Annotated in this window: 15 protein-coding genes and 2 pseudogenes; 10 read left to right on the forward strand and 7 right to left on the reverse strand. The window is 55.5% G+C overall.

The features are described 5' to 3' along the window. The first annotated feature begins 11 nt into the window (after window positions 1-11). The 6 genes from AB1E33_RS17530 (at window position 12) to AB1E33_RS17555 (ending at window position 7436) form a co-directional block, all read left to right on the forward strand. Window positions 12-818, forward strand: a complete 807-nt coding sequence (locus AB1E33_RS17530; protein ID WP_372578562.1) for an ABC transporter ATP-binding protein — start codon at window positions 12-14, stop codon at window positions 816-818. Then, the gene (locus AB1E33_RS17535) at window positions 778-1992 is read left to right on the forward strand and encodes an ABC transporter substrate-binding protein (RefSeq protein WP_372578563.1); all 1215 of its coding nucleotides are present in this window, start codon (window positions 778-780) and stop codon (window positions 1990-1992) included. Before AB1E33_RS17530 ends, AB1E33_RS17535 begins: the two co-directional genes overlap by 41 nt. A 94-nt stretch (window positions 1993-2086) precedes the next feature. Next, window positions 2087-2971, forward strand: a complete 885-nt coding sequence (locus tag AB1E33_RS17540; RefSeq protein ID WP_372578564.1) for an FAD binding domain-containing protein — start codon at window positions 2087-2089, stop codon at window positions 2969-2971. Continuing rightward, window positions 2971-3450, forward strand: a complete 480-nt coding sequence (locus tag AB1E33_RS17545; protein WP_372578565.1) for a (2Fe-2S)-binding protein — start codon at window positions 2971-2973, stop codon at window positions 3448-3450. Before AB1E33_RS17540 ends, AB1E33_RS17545 begins: the two co-directional genes overlap by 1 nt. Before the next feature lie 46 nt (window positions 3451-3496). After that, window positions 3497-5854, forward strand: coding sequence for a xanthine dehydrogenase family protein molybdopterin-binding subunit (locus tag AB1E33_RS17550; RefSeq protein WP_372578566.1), 2358 nt, complete (start codon window positions 3497-3499; stop codon window positions 5852-5854). Window positions 5855-6056: 202 nt separating this feature from the next. Beyond that, window positions 6057-7436 carry a YjiH family protein gene (locus AB1E33_RS17555; protein WP_372578567.1) on the forward strand — a complete coding sequence of 460 codons (1380 nt, stop codon included), beginning with the start codon at window positions 6057-6059 and terminating at the stop codon, window positions 7434-7436. 149 nt (window positions 7437-7585) lie between these two features. Here the strand turns inward: AB1E33_RS17555 and AB1E33_RS17560 are convergent, their stop codons facing one another. From AB1E33_RS17560 to AB1E33_RS17575, 4 genes and pseudogenes are all read right to left on the reverse strand, one after another. Beyond that, window positions 7586-8545 (reverse strand): IS5 family transposase, encoded by a 960-nt coding sequence (locus tag AB1E33_RS17560; RefSeq protein ID WP_372578568.1) that lies wholly within the window; start codon window positions 8543-8545, stop codon window positions 7586-7588. Window positions 8546-8611: 66 nt separating this feature from the next. Next, a pseudogene (locus AB1E33_RS17565) lies at window positions 8612-8845 on the reverse strand (IS6 family transposase); the annotation flags it as partial. A 366-nt stretch (window positions 8846-9211) separates the two neighbouring features. Then, the gene (locus AB1E33_RS17570; protein ID WP_372578569.1) at window positions 9212-9583 is read right to left on the reverse strand and encodes a hypothetical protein; all 372 of its coding nucleotides are present in this window, start codon (window positions 9581-9583) and stop codon (window positions 9212-9214) included. Window positions 9584-9649: 66 nt separating this feature from the next. Next, window positions 9650-10723, reverse strand: coding sequence for a helix-turn-helix domain-containing protein (locus AB1E33_RS17575; protein ID WP_372578570.1), 1074 nt, complete (start codon window positions 10721-10723; stop codon window positions 9650-9652). Window positions 10724-11199: 476 nt separating this feature from the next. On the opposite strand from AB1E33_RS17575, the gene AB1E33_RS17580 reads away from it, so the two are divergent. From AB1E33_RS17580 to AB1E33_RS17595, 4 genes are all read left to right on the forward strand, one after another. Further along, window positions 11200-12255, forward strand: coding sequence for a DUF1254 domain-containing protein (locus AB1E33_RS17580; RefSeq protein ID WP_372578571.1), 1056 nt, complete (start codon window positions 11200-11202; stop codon window positions 12253-12255). 17 nt (window positions 12256-12272) lie between these two features. Beyond that, window positions 12273-13292, forward strand: a complete 1020-nt coding sequence (locus tag AB1E33_RS17585) for a DUF1254 domain-containing protein (protein WP_372578572.1) — start codon at window positions 12273-12275, stop codon at window positions 13290-13292. 30 nt (window positions 13293-13322) lie between these two features. After that, on the forward strand, window positions 13323-14111 hold the full coding sequence (locus tag AB1E33_RS17590) for a transporter (RefSeq protein ID WP_372578573.1): 789 nt from the start codon (window positions 13323-13325) through the stop codon (window positions 14109-14111). A gap of 63 nt (window positions 14112-14174) precedes the next feature. Beyond that, window positions 14175-15239, forward strand: a complete 1065-nt coding sequence (locus AB1E33_RS17595; protein WP_372578574.1) for a sulfatase-like hydrolase/transferase — start codon at window positions 14175-14177, stop codon at window positions 15237-15239. An 18-nt stretch (window positions 15240-15257) separates the two neighbouring features. Here the strand turns inward: AB1E33_RS17595 and AB1E33_RS17600 are convergent. From AB1E33_RS17600 to AB1E33_RS17610, 3 genes and pseudogenes are all read right to left on the reverse strand, one after another. Next, window positions 15258-15938: pseudogene (locus AB1E33_RS17600) on the reverse strand (IS6 family transposase). 106 nt (window positions 15939-16044) lie between these two features. Next, a complete protein-coding gene (locus AB1E33_RS17605; RefSeq protein WP_372578575.1) occupies window positions 16045-17073 on the reverse strand; it encodes a peptidoglycan-binding domain-containing protein in 1029 nt (342 codons plus the stop codon). A gap of 176 nt (window positions 17074-17249) precedes the next feature. Next, on the reverse strand, window positions 17250-17750 hold the full coding sequence (locus AB1E33_RS17610) for a GNAT family N-acetyltransferase (RefSeq protein ID WP_372578576.1): 501 nt from the start codon (window positions 17748-17750) through the stop codon (window positions 17250-17252). Between the last annotated feature and the right edge of the window lie 56 nt (window positions 17751-17806).

The raw sequence follows: 17806 nt of genomic DNA on the forward strand, positions 1-17806 counted from the left end.
GGGAAGACATCATGAAACTAAAGCGTGAAATCAGCGAAATCAACATCATCGGCGTCAACGAAGTGACCAAGACATACCTTGGTGGAACGTTCACCGCCGTGGACAACGTGTCCCTTAATATCAAGGAAGGTGAAATCGTTGCCTTCGTCGGCCCCTCGGGGTGCGGCAAGACGACTGTAATGCGGATGGTAGCCGGACTGGAAACACCAACCACGGGCGGAATCCAGGTCAGCGGGCACAATGTGCAGGGCCCCGGTCCAGATCGCGGTATGATCTTTCAGGCGTATACATCTTTTCCCTGGCTGACCGCACGCCAGAATGTCGAATACGGCATGAAAATTCTGGGGGTTTCGGCAGCCGAGCGCCGTGAGCGCGCCCAGAAGTTGCTGGAAGAAGTTCACCTGATTGCGGCCGCAGATAAGTATCCGGCGGAACTGTCGGGTGGGATGAAGCAACGTGTCGCAATTGCCCGCACGCTCGCCCAAAAGCCCGAAGTTCTTTTGATGGACGAACCGTTTGGCGCGCTGGACGCTCAGGTTCGTTGGGAAATGCAGGAAATGATGGTCGAGATCATGGATGTCGAGAAGAAGACAGTGATCATGGTCACCCACGACATTCAGGAAGCCATCTACATGGCTGACCGCATCGTATTCTACACCCGCACTCCGGGGCGGATCAAAGAAGACGTCTACATGGATTTCAAGAAGGGCCACCGCTTTACCAGCAAGGAAGATTTGCTGAGCCAGCCCGGATACCTCGAAATCGAAAAACAAATGTTTGCCTGGATGCGCGAAGAAATTCAGCTGCAGGCCGCCTGAAGTCCATCACGGGAGAGGAAAAATGAAAATCAAACCCATCCTAAAAACGACCGGCAGCACTTTGGCTCTATGTGCAGCGGTGATCGTAGGCACAGCTAGAACAGCGGTAGCCGAAGAAGAATTTACCGTCACAATGCTGTCTGTGTCAGTCTACGGCCCTTGGTTCATTGCCAAAGAGAATGGCATGGCAGACGGTGTCGACATCAATGTCAAAATTATCGAAGACATCACGGCGCGCAATGCAGGTCTGGTCAGCGGTTCCATTCAGTGCATGATGACAACGATGGATTCAACGGTTGTTACGGCAGCCGCGGACGTACCGGTAAAGCATGTCGCTGTGCCCCTGATGTCCTATGGGCTTGACGAGATGGTCGTCGATGGCGCGATTCAGTCCGAGGCGGATCTGGCAGGCAAGACGTATGCCGCAGATTACGGCTTCCTCAATCACATGTGGATGCTGCTGACCCTGAAAAAGAATGGCATCCCATTTGATGGCGCTACCCACAGCATCATGTTGCCACAGGACGCGACCGCAGCCTTTTCCAGCGGCGCATTGGATGTGGACGTCAACTTCATTCCCTTCTCGACCCAATCTGCAGAGCGTCAAGGGGCGCACGTCCTGAAGAGCACGTTCACCGACAAGACTTATGAACGCGGGTTGGTGTCTGACTCGATTGCATGCTCGACCAACTGGCTGGAGGAAAAGCCCGAAGTTGCCCGCGAGGTCATCCGCGCTTGGTTCGAGGCCGTCGACTGGTGGAAACAAAATCCCGCCGAAGGCAACGCGATCATAGCAAAAGGGCTTGATTGGCCAGAAGAAGATGTGCGCCTGACGCAGGCTGGCGCTGTCATGCTGACCATTGATCAAAATAAGGGCGCCCTTGGCCTGGGCGACGGCAAACCCCTTTGCGAGAGCATTCCCACTGAGGCACCACAGCCGGATGGAGAACCAAGTGGTTGGGGCGCGTTGGTCGGCAAGGATGTTGATTGCGAAGCCGGCTATCTTGCGGACACGTGGGACCTCTTCAGCAACGTTTATCACGAAGCCGGTGTTGCCGATGCCACGATTTCCGCTGATGACGGAATAGACCCTTCGATCATCGAGTGGCTGGATTCTGAAGGCTATGACGAGACCTATAGCAACAACAATTGGGTTGGCCGCCTGCCAATCTGATCACTTTCTGTACCCAAATCCGCCCGTCTACCGGGCTGGACCTCAACAGCCGGGGGCAGTGCCGCCCCCGCATTGGACAAGTGTGGAATACGCCATGAAATCTTCATTTACCTACCAACGTGCCACAAGCCCCGCCGAAGCAGTAGCTCTGCTTGCGGAAAAGGGTGCTGGTGCAAAGATCTGGGCCGGCGGGACCGACATGACGCTGCATTGGCAGCAGGAAAAAACGGAACCGACAGCCTGCATCGACATTCGCGATCTGAAAGAATTTGACTACATCAGGATCGAAAGCGATGCGATCCGTATCGGAGCACTGACTTCGCTTGCAACTCTCGAGCGTTCAGCAGATCAGCACCACGTGCTGGCGTCGCTGAGCAAAATCACCAAACTGATGGCGACCCCGCAGACCAGAACACTTGCAACCGTTGGTGGCAATCTGTGCAATGCATCGCCCGCCGCGGACTTGAGCCCTGCTTTTGTTGCACTTGGGGCGACGGCAAAGATCCTTGGCAAAGACGGCTCGCGCGAGGTGTCGATGTTTGATTTTTTCCAAGGCGTGAACAAAACCGCATTGAACGGGGCCGAGATCCTCAAAGAGGCGACCATTCCGCTGCCCTCTGACGGAGAAGTTCACGTCTCTTATCGTCGGATCGACCGAACCGTCGTAGACATCGCGCTGGTCAACGGGTCTGCTGCGGTGACCGTTGGATCAGACGGTGTGATCAGCAAGGTCGGCTTTGGCCTTGGCGCTGTGGCGCCGATCATCCTTGATGCGTCTGATGCCAGTGCTGAGCTGGAAGGAACGGCCTTGGCGGATGTGACTGTCGACAAACTGGCCGCCGTTGCCGCAACAGCCGCGAAACACGCAAAACCCATTTCGGATATAAGGGCATCCGCCGATTATCGGCAGGACATGGTCGAGATCATGCTGCGCCGTGCGCTGGAAGATACCATCAAAAATCACGGAGGTAGGATCTGATGACTGTACTCAAAGTCAACGGCCGCAATGTCGAAATCTCTGATCGTGGGGATCGGACCCTGGCCGATGCACTGCGCACCGATCTGGGGCTGATTGGCGCCCGGGTGTCCTGTTCAGAAGGGGAGTGCGGCTCGTGCACCATTCTGGTTGATGGGCGGCCGCAGACATCCTGCCTGATGCTTGCGCAACAGGCCGAAGGCAAGAACATCATGACCATCGAGGGATTGGCCGAAGGCGAAAACCTGCATCCGATCCAACAAGCCTTTATCGAAGAGCAGGGGTTCCAGTGCGGGTTCTGCACACCTGGTTTCATCCTCAGCGCCAAAGCGTTTCTGGAAGAGAACCCAAACCCAACCGCCGATGAGGTTTCTGTAGGCATGAGTGGCAACATCTGCCGATGTGGTGCCTACCCCTATATCGTTAAGGCCGTATTGCGCGCCGCCGAGCTGATGAACGCGCAGGCGCAACCCGCCGAATAAGCCCGACAATTTAGCTATACGCCCTGGAACAGGGCGGGAGGAAGACATGGTAAAACACGACAAAAGCCTTAAGGTTGTTGGCCGCGGATTGCACGTGAAAGACGCCATTGAAAAGGTAACAGGAACAATCCGTTACGGTGTCGACTACGAAGTGCAAAACATGGTGCACGGCAAGATCGTTCGCTGTCCGCACCCGCACGCCAAAATCGTCAAGATCGACACAAGAAAAGCCGAGGAAGTACCGGGGTATGTCGGCATTCTGACGCATCACGACGTACCACAGAACGACTGGGAAGCGGCTTGGTTCAACTATCGCGGCAAGGTGTTCGACGGGATCGGGCGGTTTGTTGGCGACGATATGGCCGCTGTTGCGGCAACCACGCCTGAGGCAGCCGCCAAAGCTGCTGAATTGGTCGAGATCGAATATGAACTGCTGCCTGCCGTGTTCGACATGGAGGAAGCCCGTAAAGCAGATGCCCCTCAGATCCGGTGTGAAGGAAACGAGCGCGACCCTTATCGAGTGGCCTGGGGTGATGTCGACGCCGGAAAGGTCGCAGCGGACGTCACCGTTGATTGCGACATCTTCTATGAAAGCCAGCAATATGCGCCCCTTGGCCGGAATGCCTGCATCGCTGAATGGATGGGGGATCGGGTGAACGTGATCACTTCATCTCAAACTCCCAGCGAATTGCGCGATGGCGTGCACGAAGCCCTTGGAATTCCACTTTCGAAAATTCGTGTTCAGGCATTGCCGAGCGGAAGCTCGTTTGGTCAGTGGTGGTCGAACAATTTCATGATCATCACTGTGCTTCTGGCCAAAAAGGTTGGCAGAGCTGCAAAGATCGAACTGGATAACGAAGAATGCATGGCTACCGTCAAGCGTCGCCACCAGGAGCGCACGCGCGGCTCGATGGGGTGCACCAAGGATGGCGAACTGACCTTTTTCGAGTTTGATCATCTGATCGACAATGGGGGCTATGGCTTCAAGGACGACGTAGGTTTCTTCTGCGTCGACATGTGGGGTAAGAACGGCCACGGCGACTACTGCATCCACGGCATCAACACCAATATGGTAACTGCGGGCTGTATGCGCGGGGTTGGTGACTGCACGCTCGGCGCCTCTGTGGAACGTTGCGCAGATCAGCTGGCAGAAAAGGTCGGCATCGACCCGGTCGATTTCCGCATCAAGAACCAGATTGTTACCGGCGATGAACTGCGGATGCAGCACAGTCGCCACAATCTTAAAGGACAGGTGGACGAATATATCAACAACGTCCCCGAACACCTCCGCAAGGATTGGCCGGAGCTTTTCAAACTGTCGGCCGGGGGCACCAGGGCGCTGCTTGAAAAGGGGTCGGAAAAGTTCAACTGGAAGGACCGCTGGAAAGGCTGGGCCGTGCCCACCCAAACAGAGGGCGCGCTGCGTCGCGGTATCGGGGTCGGTACCGGTGCCCATGTATGTGGTGTGGAATTTGAAGGCGCTTCAAATTCCATGGTCCGCATGAATCCTGATGGTTCTGCCAAGGTGCATTGTGCAGTGGGTCGCCAGGGTGCGGGGGCCGAAACCACCCAAGCCATGGTCGTGGCCGAGGAACTTGGTCTGTCGCTTGATCAGGTCGCCATTGAAACCGGCGATACCGACAGCTGCCCGTGGAACCACGGCTCACTGGCATCATCGACCATGTACCGCACCGGATGGGCCAGCCGCGAAGCTGCCCGCGATGTGAAGAACCAGCTTCTGGCTATTGCAGCCCGCGAGTTTTTCGATGGCGTCGATCCGTCCGAGCTGGATGTGGACAATGGCGAAGTTGTTCACGGTGATCCGGGCAAGCACAACCAGCGGGTTCCCTTTTCGGATGTGCTGAACGAGCTGCGGTCGGACTCGTTGGGCCAGACGTCTTCGATCACCGGCAGCCCGCGGGTGCCGATGCCACCCTCGACCACCTTTGCCCGTCAGTTCGGCGCGCAGTTCTGCGAGGTGGAAGTGGACGTCGAAACCGGCCAAATCAAGCTGATCGATTTCTTGTGCGTTCAAGACAGCGGGACGGTGGTGAACCCCCAGGTTCTCAAAAACCAGATCATAGGTGCCGCGATCTGCGGGTCCGGCTTTGCGATCTATGAGCACATGATCTTTGACGAGGAAACCGGTGCTCTGAAGAACGGCAACTTGCTCGACTACAAGCTTCTGCGGTGTGCAGATTTCCCGCATGATGCCGAAGTGCTGTTTGTCGAAGATCCCGATCCCGTTGGTCCGTTTGGAGCACGCGGTGCCGGGGAATCTCCGATCGCCGCAGGGATCGCAGCCGTCGCACAGGCTGTTTACAATGCGACCGGGGTCTGGGTGGATATGCCAATGACGCCCGAACGTGTTGTATCGGCCCTAAAGGCCGCATCTGCAAACTAACCAAACACAAAGCGGGCTCCTCTCCCTCCCCAGTTTCGCTTTGTCAGCGTCTGCTCTTAACAAGAGCAGACGCATCAACCTCGACATGGTTGTCCTTATCGTAGGAACCAGCGGTCCTTCTTATCGTTCGATTGGGGCCCTTACAGACATCAGATCAACTTGGAACCGGCTAACCTAAACTGCGGTTCTCCAGGAGGAATCAATGCACGAAAGTTCAAAATTGAGTACAGCGGACGATACGGAGAGCCTATCCATTTCTGTTAGTATCCTCCTCAAATGTATTGTGCCGTCGGTGATCGGCGTGGTTCTGTTCATGGTCCCGCTCAACATAGGCGGGGAATACACCATTCCGCTTGTCTATTTCGCCAACTCGATCGTCGCTGTTCTAGGCAAGGCAATGCACTGGATTCTGCTGCTGGTGCTTACGATATCCTTCGCGTTGCCCCTGGTGATGCGATCAAAGTCTACGTCGGATGACTTCCCTTCCTGGTTGGAGCCGTTGGTTAGCTTCAATTGGTTCACGATCCTGGTGCGCGCGCTCGCTGCGCTTTTCCTGATTTCGGTAATGTTCAAAGTCGGACCCGAAGCGATCTGGAGCGAATTCACCGGAGAGATCATTGTCGACGTGGTGATCATCAAGCTTATGGCTATCCTGTTCCTAGCGGCGCTTTTGCTGCCAATGCTGACCGAATATGGGTTGATGGATTTTGCTGGTGCCCTGCTGGTAACACCGTTCCGTGTCCTGTTCCGGCTTCCTGGGCGCGCCGCGGTTGACAGCATGTCCTCGATCCTGGGTTCGGCTTCCGTTGGTATCATCCTGTCCAGCCGTCAATACGAGATGGGGCTCTATACCCGCCGTGAGGCCGCCATCATTGCCAGCTGCTTTTCAATGCTGGCAATCCCCTTTTCCGCTGTTCTGGCGGATATTGCTGGCATTATGGATTACTACATCCAGTATTACCTGGCTTCGATCGGCATTTTGCTGATCCTTGCTATGATCCTGGCGCGCATTCCACCGTTGAGCCTGATCGAGGACAGTTTCTACAACGGTATCGACAATCGCCCCGAAGAGGTATCCGAGGACGGCCACATGTTGGCACGCGCTTGTTCGGCGGCACTCGAACGCGGCAATTCCGGACCCGGTTTCGGTATGTATATTACCAATAGCATCCGGGACCTGGTTGGAATGTGGTGCAACATCCTGCCACCGGTTCTGACCTTTGCAACCATTGCTATGGTGGTGGTGGAATACACGTCCTTCTTCCAGTGGGTAGCGATGCCATTTGTGCCGCTGGTTCAGCTGCTAGGGTTGGAATTTGCAGCCGCCACCGCGACTGCGGTTGTCACCGGCGTGGCCGACCCGTTGTTCCCGGTCCTGATCGGTGCTGACATCCCGGCAGAAGTCAACCGTGTGGCAATCGCTATCATGGGCTTGGTGCAACTGATTTTCATGACTGAAACCGGCGTGGTGCTGATGAAAAGCAAGATTGATTTCAGGCTCTGGCGACTGGCCGCGCTGTTCATGCTCAGACTGATCATCGGCTTCCCTCTGGCCGTTGCCGTTGCGTATCTCATCGTCTAGATGCGAAGAAAAAACGCAACTCACCCAGAGACCCATAGCTACGATTTTTTGCACCATACCCGGCAAACCCAGAAATCGAGCGCTTCCGTGTGGTACGGCTGTGTTGCATGGATCATGACTTAGGCGAGTCTACCCCTTACTCCATCACTTCAGATGACGCGCTCATACATCGCACGACCGAGACCTGTCATGCGGTTGAGCGCCTTTGCCGCTACTTTCGCTTCGGCGATTTGACGGCCAAAATCACGCGCTTGCAGGCCATCACCTATAACCTGTTTCCATCTGCCGATTTGAGCTTCAACCTGTGATCGCTGGTTGTACCCCGTCTCGGCTTGCCAGTTCATTCTGCCATGTTTAGCGATGGCAGCGACGTGTCGATTGCGTTGTGCATTCTCGCCGCGCACTGCGTTCTTTGGTGGAGGGATAATGATCTCTATTCCAGACCCGAACCTGCTTTCCAGGCAGTCGACCACCCCTTGGCCGTCATACGCACCATCCGCAAGAAACCGGCTCACATCGGCATCAATGTCAGTGTGCAATTCTGGCAGCGCTGTTTCGTCGCCTACATGTTCCGTGGTCAGCTTCGAGGCAACAATATCACCAGTTTCCCGGTCGAGCCCGATATGGAGTTTGCGCCATGTTTTGCGGGCCTTCCTGGCGCCGTACTTTTCTTCATGCCAGTTGTCGCCGCGATGCACTTTCAGACCCGTGCTATCCACAATGAGGGTGATTGGTTTACTTGCAGCTCGCCGATTTTCGGCAATCTTTAACCCCTTGCCACGTCGCGACAAGGTCGAGAAATCCGGCACAACGATGTCCACACCCATCAGCCTGGCAACCGACCGCACAAAACCCTGAGTTTGTCGGAGTGGAAGTCGAAAGACGACCCTCAGGGTGAGACAGATCTCGATCGCCAGATCGGAGTAGCGGGACTGACCGCCGCGTGTCTTGCGGCGTGGCGATGCCCACTTCTCTACTACATCTTCAGAAAACCAGATATTCACGTCACCCCGACGCCGGAGGCTTTCGTTGTAGTCCGGGCAGTTCGTGACCCGGTACTTTGCTTTAGGAAACTTGTTGCGACGAGCATCATTGAATTTATGGGGCATCTACTGTTGCTCGCGTCTGAGTGAACGTTGGCGATACTGCGGCTCGGCTATCTATGCAACAAGGTCGGTCTCATCCATACGCCAGGATTCAGCGGTATTGGCCTTCCGTTTCTGAGCTGCGCGAGCGGCCAAGGGTGAATACTTCACAACCCAGCGATTCAGCGTCGCATGATCAACCGATACACCTCGCTCGGCCATGATCTCTTCCAGGTCACGATACGAGACGCCGTACCGGACGTAGAAGTAGATCGCGAACAGGATCACAGATTGCGGGTAGTGCGCACCTTTGAAGTCGATCATCGGACATTCCTAAACTCTGTCAAAGACCAGCCAGCCATTGGATCAAACCGCGCGAAGGTGCAACACGCCGACCAAAGTTTGCGACACAGCCTGCAAGATCCACTTCGGTGTGATGGCATACCCCACCGTCGCCAAAAACTGCCCAGTTTCGCGATCCGACCTGAACCCGCCATAATCGGCCAATGCAACTGCCGACCAGCGGTCATTGATCTGATACCGGATACGGGCCGCGATCAGGGGGTCTACCCAATCGTCGCTGGTTATTGAGCTCGGCGCTGGGGTGGGACCGCCGACCAGAGCGATTGTGCTGCTTGTCTCGAACCAACGAAATCCGGCCCCCACATCCAAGGCCAGGGTTTGGTCCTGTTAGGCCGTGTAAGCTGCGTATCCGCTGAAGAACTGTGTCTTCAGGCTTGTTTCTGCGCCGCTGAACACTGGACCAGGGGTATCTCCTTCAAAAGACAGATCTGTGCGCATGTAATCGGCTATCAACGACCATCTGCCATTCCGCGCTTCAACTGTGCCCATGAAGGCGAGGTCCAGGTTATCAAACGCATCACTGAAACCGAGCTCGGACTCCAACGAGCCAATGGTTGTGTCGGTATCTGCGCCGTAAATGTAAAAGCTACCGTGAAAACGCCAACCCGTGTCTTGTGCCACCACTGCCGACCCACAGCAAAGGGCAGTTGTGATGGCTAATACTTTGCCAACGAAACTCCGAACCTGCCTGCGTTCCATACCGTGCTCCTCTTTGGCGTTCTCAAGCTTGAAGCGCTGCGACAGCTGAGCCGCGCCGAATTCCGGTTATCTCTCACAATTGCACTCGACCGGATCGAGTATCGGAACAGATGCCTCGTCGCCGTTCAGTTTGCGGGCACGAAATTCCGACGGTGTTTGACCGGTCCATTTCTTGAATGCGCGTGTCATCGCAGTCGCATCAGAATACCCTAGCTGATCAGCAAGATCGCCCACGGATGTCGCAGTCTTAGAAAGCAGATGCTTCGCTCGGTCGCATTTGGCTTCGAGAACGATGCGGGAGAGTGATGTGCCATAGGCTGCAAGCCGTCGATTGAGAACCGCACCTCGCGCACCGCATGCATGGGCGAGCGTGATGGCTGACAAATCAGTCCGCCCTGCCATTGAGTTGGCGACGCTCTGGATCGAACTCAACAGGTCTGTCGGTACTGGATTATTGTCGTCCTGAGCTATCGATACGCCTTCGGGCGCTGCTCGATCTACCAAATCAAATAGAAGCCATGCGCTTGGGAAGCGGATGGAATACCCATCTGGTCCAGCACCAACCGCCCGGATACCGTAGAAGTAGGACGGGAGCAGGTCAGGACGGTTCACCCGTACAAGAACCTTTTTTGCCTCCCAATGCTGACCAGCGGTTTCATGCAGCAACGCGGCCCACCGACTGATTTGAAACGCATCCATGTAGGCCGGAGAGCTGCGTGGCGTAAACCTGCGTTTGGCAGACAGCGCGGCGAACTCTCCAGAGACATCCAGTGTCATTGTGACCGCATTTGTGTTGTTCCCAGCATGCACACAGAACCGGGCGATGAAATCGGCCAGGGACTTTGCGTTGCGAAAGGCCTGACCGAATGGGGAAAAGGTGGTCGGGTCAGAAGTCTGACCAACTAGTGCCGGAAAGTCTGGCGATGTCTTTTGAGCAACTGCTTCGAATACGGCGTAGACTGTATCGTGCGAAATTAAGCAATTCGGCGCGCTCAGTTCTGGAAACGATAGATCGAAACCCGCAAGAAGATCTTCTGCGGATTGACCGGATTCCCGATACGCCAACAAAAGCGGCAGGATAACACGCCCACGTACCAGCGATGGCGTTTTGCCTTGAGCTTGTGCGTCTTGCTCCGTCATTTCACATCCTAAACTGCTGCGACTGCACGGCCGAGCAGCTGCAGTATAATGCGGCTACGCCGGGTGTCCCTGACCTGCGTCAACGTCAGGTACAGTTCTGAGAGCAATAATGTCAGGCATGGTTACGCAGGCAGTGTCAGACACACAACGACAGCGCTCATCTCGCCGAAGACTAAACGCCAGTTAAGAATATACAAAAACACTTGCCCTCGCACCGCCATGGTGGATCTGGAATCATCAACCGAAGGGTCAAAGTTTCAAACGACCTGTCATTTTGAGCCTATTTTCTGAGACGGCGGCTTCTAACTGTCAGGGCATACATTCGAACTTTGTGGTTTGTTGGAGAGAGTTGGCCACGGCTCCAATTGTAGCATTTTCAAAACCACAAAATGAGAGGCGCGAGAGTGCGCTTTTGATCAGGTGCCGGGACCATCAAGTAATGCATTTCTGTAATTGGCTAGTGAAGCGAGCAAAACATGAATCTCACGCACAAACGCTGGAAACTTGCTGCATTGGCTGTTCTTCTTGGAACCACGGCCACTGCTCAGAGCTTTGACCTTACAGTCGATACGCTTGGAGAGACATATGAGGTACCCGTTACCATAAGCAACTTTGTTCGGGCTGCGACAGACATCGAACTGAAGACGTACAATGGCCTGGCTGGAGGCGTAAATCAGTTCTTCCACTTCAAAGAACCCACCCCCATCGACAATCAACCCACCATTCGGATGAACCGCGACACACTCTACAGCGTTGCGGTTATTGATATCAGCAACGGCGCAACCTTGACACTGCCCGATGTGGGCGGCCGGTACATGACGACGATGGTGGTCAATCAGGATCATTTCATCAATGAAGTGTTCGACGGTGGCGGCGAGTTCCAGCTTGACATGGATACGTTCCATACCCCCTACGTACTTGTTTTCATGAGAATACTGGTGGATGCTCAAAGCCCCGAGGATGTTGCAGCAGTCAACGCAATTCAGGATGGGTTCACCATCGATGCTGCCTCGGCGACGCCCTTCGAGATGCCCAATTACGACACCGAGAGTTACGAGGCCGTGCGCCGGGCCGCGATAGAGCTGGGCAGGTTCTCCGTAGACAGCGTTCGAACCTTCGGTACGGCCGATCATGTAGACCCACTGCGCCATTTCCTTGGCACTGCCGTTGGCTTTGGTGGCCTGCCCGAAGACGAGGCCTATTATCTTAATATCGAGCCCGGTCTGCCGCTCGGAGAATACAAGATCCATGTACCAGCGGATGTGCCGGTGAACGCATTCTGGTCGGTGAGCCTGTATAATGCGGACGGGTTTTTTGAACTCAACGCCCGCGATTCTTATGTGGTCAATTCCGTCTCGGGCACCAAGAGTGACGATGACATTGTGACCGTGCATTTCGGCGGCTGCGACGACGGGCGCGTGAACTGTCTCCCGATCATGGATGGCTGGAACTATATCGTGCGCCTCTATCAGCCCGGCCCAGAGGTCATCGACGGAATCTGGGTCTTCCCCTCCGTAGAACCCGTCAACTGAACAACAGGACGCTCATGATGAAAAAGCTTCTTCTGACAGTCGCACTTGCTCTACCGACAGGCGTTTGGGCCGAAGACATGGTCGATGTGACCGTCGACACCCTTGTGCGCGCCGAGACAGATCACATGTTTCGCACCAACATGGCCAATCTCAGCCTCGCTGTTGGCGAGCTGGGGCATATGCGCGAAGCCACCACACCGGACAACCAGCCGGTTATCCGCATGAACCAGGACACGCTGTATTCAGCCGTACTGCTGGATTTGAGTGAACCCGTCGAAGTGACACTGCCCGAGGCAGAGGGGCGTTACATTTCGATGCATGTGATCAATCAGGACCATTTCATGTACGCCGAGGCAGAGCCCGGCACTTACCAAATCACACAGGAAGACCTTGGTACGCGCTTTGGTTTCATCGCGTTTCGCACCTTTGTTGATGTGAACGACCCGGCTGACATTGCTGCCGCACAGGCGGCACAGGATGGAATTGTCGTCAGCGGCGGTGGAACGGGTCCGTTTGACGCGCCCAACTGGAATACCGAACAGCTTGCCACTGCGCGTAAGGCGGTAAACGACCTGTCTTTGCTGGGCGTCGATACAGCACGAGCCTTTGGCAGAACCAAGGACGATATTGATCCGGTTCAGTTTCTGGTCGGTGCGCTCTCGGGCTGGGGCGGACTTCCCCCCGAGGCAGCGATCTATCTGTTGGACGCGGTCGATCAGAATGACGGCGAAGTACCACATGCGGTAACGGTCAAGGATGTGCCGGTTCGAGCGTTCTGGTCGGTGACTGTCTATAACGGTGACGGCTTTCTGGAAGCCAATGATCTGGGAGTAAACAGCTATAACGGCTACACAGCCGAAGCAGCAGAAGACGGCTCAGTCACGTTGCATTTCGGTGGGTGCGACGATGGCCGCGTGAACTGTCTGCCGATTACTCCAGGCTGGAACTACGCAATCCGCCTTTACGAACCAGACCAATCGATCTTGGACGGCAGTTGGACGTTCCCGCGTATCGAACAGGTTAGTTCGGCCAACTAGCCAGAGGCACTCTAAAAGGAACATACTCAGATGCGACGATCCCTTGCATGTGCCAGTTTGTTGTGCGCGATCTGTGCAGCGACATCATCCCCCGCAGACGAAGCCGCCGATCTGGCCCAGGAACTAGCCAACCCGCTTGCTGCAATCATCTCGGTTCCGTTTCAATTGAATTATGATGATAATCTGGGCGTCGCCGATCAGGGATCACGCACCACGCTGAACTTTCAACCGGTGGTGCCATTTCAGCTGAATGACAACGTCAATCTGATCACCCGTACGATCATTCCTTACATCTGGCAGGAAGACGTTGTGCCAGGGACGCGTCAAGAGGGGTTCGGCGATATCCTGTTCTCTGCGTGGTTCTCGCCAACCGGAACCGGGGACGTGACCTGGGGCGTTGGTCCAGTTGTGCGGATTCCGACCTTCAGCGACGTTTCGAGTGATACATGGGCCGCTGGGATCACCGGAATTGCTCTGCGTCAGACCGGGCCGTGGACCTATGGTGCACTGGCCAATCATCTTTGGGATTTGGAAAGCAACCCCGACACCCCCACAAATGTAAGCTTTCTCCAGCCCTTTGTTGCGTACTCTACCGAGGGTGCCTGGACTTATTCGCTGCAAAGCGAAAGCACCTATGACTGGGAGGCGGAAGCCTGGTCTGTGCCGGTAAACGCCTCGGTCTCAAAGTTGGTGCAATGGGGAGGGGTACCCGTCAATCTGCAAGGCGGGCTCGGCTATTGGCTGGAGGCGCCCGAAGTGGGTGCCGAGGGTGTTCGCTTGCGTTTGCAGGCTCAGGTCGTCTTGCCCAAAGGGCGCTGACCTCCGGCGCTGGTTTTGTTTTCTCAACGGACAGGGCAATCAAGAACCTAAAGCGAGGCTATTATGACTAGGCTTACTAACACTCTGAACCTGAACTTTTTAGGAGCGGTGATCCTGTTATGCGCTCCGATCGCTGCCGTTGCACAAGATGACCCGCCCAACTTTCTGTTGATCATGGTGGATGACTTGGGTTGGACCGACATCGGCGCTTATGGCGGAGAAATCGACACACCGGCGCTCGACGCGTTAGCTGATAAAGCCGTCCTCTTCACCGATTTCCATGCATCCGTTGCCTGTTCACCGACCCGTTCGATGCTGCTGACCGGCACAGACAACCACATTGCGGGTATGGGCAACATGGGCGAGTTGCTTGCGCCCAACCAGATCGGCAAGCCGGGGTATGAGGGCCACTTAAACAACCGTGTCGTGACGCTGGCCGAAGTGCTGCGAGACAATGGGTACCATACCTACATGGCAGGCAAGTGGCACCTCGGGCACGAACCCGACCATTATCCCTACAACAGGGGGTTCGAGAAAACCTTTTCGATGCTGTACGGAGGGGCGAGCCATTTTGACGACATGACCGGAGTCAGAGAGTTAGAGTCCCCCGCCGCCTACACACTAAATGGAGAGCGGCTGTGGGAACTCCCCCCGACGTTCTATTCAAGCCGGAGTTATGCGGATTTCCTGATGGATGCGATCCGCTCCAACCGGGGTAATGGCAAGCCTCTCCTTGGCTACTTCGCGCTCACGGCGCCCCACGACCCGCTGCATGTGCCAGAGCCGTGGAAATCGAAATACCAGTCGGCTTATGACGAAGGATATGAAGTTCTCCGCCAGCGACGGGTAGAAGCCGCGAAGGATATCGGACTGGTGCCATCGAATGCTCCGGTGTCTGAAATGCAGCCACAGGTAAAACCTCGGGACACACTTTCAAAGGAAGAACAGGCGGTCGAGGTCCGCGGAATGGAAGTCTATGCCGGGATGGTCGACAATCTTGACTATCACATCGGGCGCGTTCTGGATTTTCTCGACGACATCGGGGAACTGGACAACACGGTGATTTTCTTTTTGTCCGACGACGGATCGAACGGTTGTGTCGCAAACTTTTGCCTTGATCAAAGCTAACGCTCTGATTGGGTGTTGTTATCCAGCGAGCCCTGCGAATTGACGGAATCCGCTTGTCGAAGATCCCAGCTGGCCCTTGCGGGTCATGTTGGCCGTCTCGATTCCTGCTAGTGTCGCGGCCGCAGAGGCGAAGCTCTTGAAGCCGAGCATCGGTCTCGTGAGCCTCTTTATGAAGCGGTGATCCTGCTCGATAATGTTGTTTAGGTACTTTGATCTGACAGTGCCGATCTTAACCGGTATCTGCAATCGCTTGAAGATTTTGTTCACTTCCTTGATCCCGGCCGCGTTGCTCCTGCTTTTGTCAATGGTGATCCGCTTCGGGAGGCCATTGTTGGACAGAGCATTGGCGAAGAATCTCTTTGCAGCCTTGGTGTCTCGCTTCTCGGAAAGCATGAAATCAAGGGTTTGCCCGTTGCGATCTACGGCTCGATACAGATACACTCATTCACCGCGGGCTTTGATATAGGTCTCATCCATGCGCCAGGATTCAGCGGTATTGGCCTTCCGTTTCTGAGCTGCGCGAACGGCCAAAGGCGAGTACTTCACGACCCAGCGGTTCAGCGTCGCATGATCAACCGATACCCCACGTTCTGCCATGATCTCTTCCAGGTCGCGGTAGGAGACGCCGTAGCGCACATAGAAGTAGACCGCGTATAGGATCACCGACTTTGGGTAATGCGCACCTTTGAAGTCGATCATCGGACAATCCTAAACTCTGTCAAAGACCAACCAGCCATTGGATCAAACCGCGCGAAGGTGCAACAGGCCGACCAAAGTTTGCGACACAGCCCCATCAAGGTCGTAATTATGCTGGTTGCAGTTTCTGCAATGCCTCCAGTTCCTCGTCGATTGCTTCTGCCTTCCTGCGCATCCGGTCCGACGCCTTCATGAGTGTAAGGCATTTCATCATCTGCTTGAAATGTCGGTCCCTGAGCTTCTTCAACTCCTTCGACGATGCTGTGGGTATCGCGCGGTTGTGCATTTCCTGAAGGTTCAAAACAATCTCCGCGTTTGACCACCACAGCTTGTGGGCTTTTTCCGCCTCGACTTCGAGTCGCAAATATCTGAGACGGATTTCCTTGTACTCCGGCGCATCGCGATCGGCACATTCTCTCATCTTCTTCAGCGTTTTCTTTTGCCGAAGATCACGGATGAGCTGGCGACCCCGGATATCTTTCTGATGGAAAGAATCAAGCGGCTTGATCTTGGCAGAGGCTGACTTGGTCGCCTCAACCTTCTTTGCCATTTCCTCGACCGCAGTGCAGGCATCAAGAAATTTCAGAAGCGCTTGCGCCGCCTTTCGATAGAGCGGTTTGGCACGTTTCAGGATGCGCCCCGCCGAGGCGGGCTTGTCACGCTGCGCCCGCATGAAGTCCTTTTCCATACGTTCGAGGTTTTGCAGGATATCGAAAACGTCGCGGAACGTCTTGTCGAGCGCTTTCCAGGCGGCAAGCATCTCCGCTTCTGTCTCGCGCATGTCGCCTGTCTTGATCTTGTGAGCGATGGACAGATGCTTGTCGATGATTGTGCGTGTTGCCTTGTACTTGCTGGCAACCTCGTCGACCATCTCGTGCACATCCGTATGAGGCCAGTCGGACCCTTTTGATCCGCCACCGCCAGATTGCTTCCCGAGACCGAGCGAGGCCAGGGTCTTGGGGCCGGCAATGCCGTCTTTCTTCAGCCTGTTGCGTCTCTGGTAGGCACGGACCGAGGCCTCAGTCTTGTCACCGAAGATCCCGTCGACCTTCAAACCCGCCTTTAGGGGCGGTTTGTTGAGCGCGGTCTGTAATGCTTTTACGTCGCGCCCTTTGGAACCGTTTTTGAGCTTCTTCATCTGTTATCTCCTGAAACAATGGAATTGGTGTGGGGCACGGCAGTCCGTTGCGCCGACGCGCAACTGACGAGGCTCGGCCCGAGAATTGGCTGCTGCGAGGGTGTTGCGCTTGCGAAGCTTAATAGTCGCGCCTTGAAACCAGCGCGGCCCTCAACAAAGGACCGTGCGCCGTGGGCTCAGTGATGCGAGCAGATACGCGCCATCTTGATCGCATCGCCATAGCCGGTTTCGGTTCTGACAAAGTCGCGCATCCGACCTTCTTCCTGAAAACCCAGCGCTTGGTAGAGGTCGATCGCCCGGGTGTTGTCCACCCAGACCGTCAGTGAAAGGCGGCGGATACCCAGATGGGTGTCGCAGCTTGCAATAATGGCCTCCATCAGTGCCCGTGCGACACCTTTTCCCTGATCCTCTTCGCGGGTTGCGATCATGTTCACATCGGCCGAATGCGCCGCCCTTGGGGCGTCAAAGTTCAAAAGCAGCTCTGCAAATCCAACAATCGCACCACCATCCAGCGCGACCAGTTGCAGGCGGTTTCGGTTATAGGCAAGCCGATCTTCTGTCGTGTTCAGCGGCATGAAGGGCAATCGCATGCTGCCACGGACAACGTGGGGGCTGGTCAGTATCGTATGAAGCTCCGGTGCGTCGTCCGGGTGCGCATGTCGCAAAGTGAAGGGCATTTGAGCCTCCGTCCGTTGAGCTACGGGTCGCTTACGAGCGACCCGCAACGTGCCTA

Origin of the sequence: Ruegeria hyattellae (assembly GCF_041537925.1) — a bacterium.
Lineage (GTDB): Bacteria > Pseudomonadota > Alphaproteobacteria > Rhodobacterales > Rhodobacteraceae > Ruegeria_C.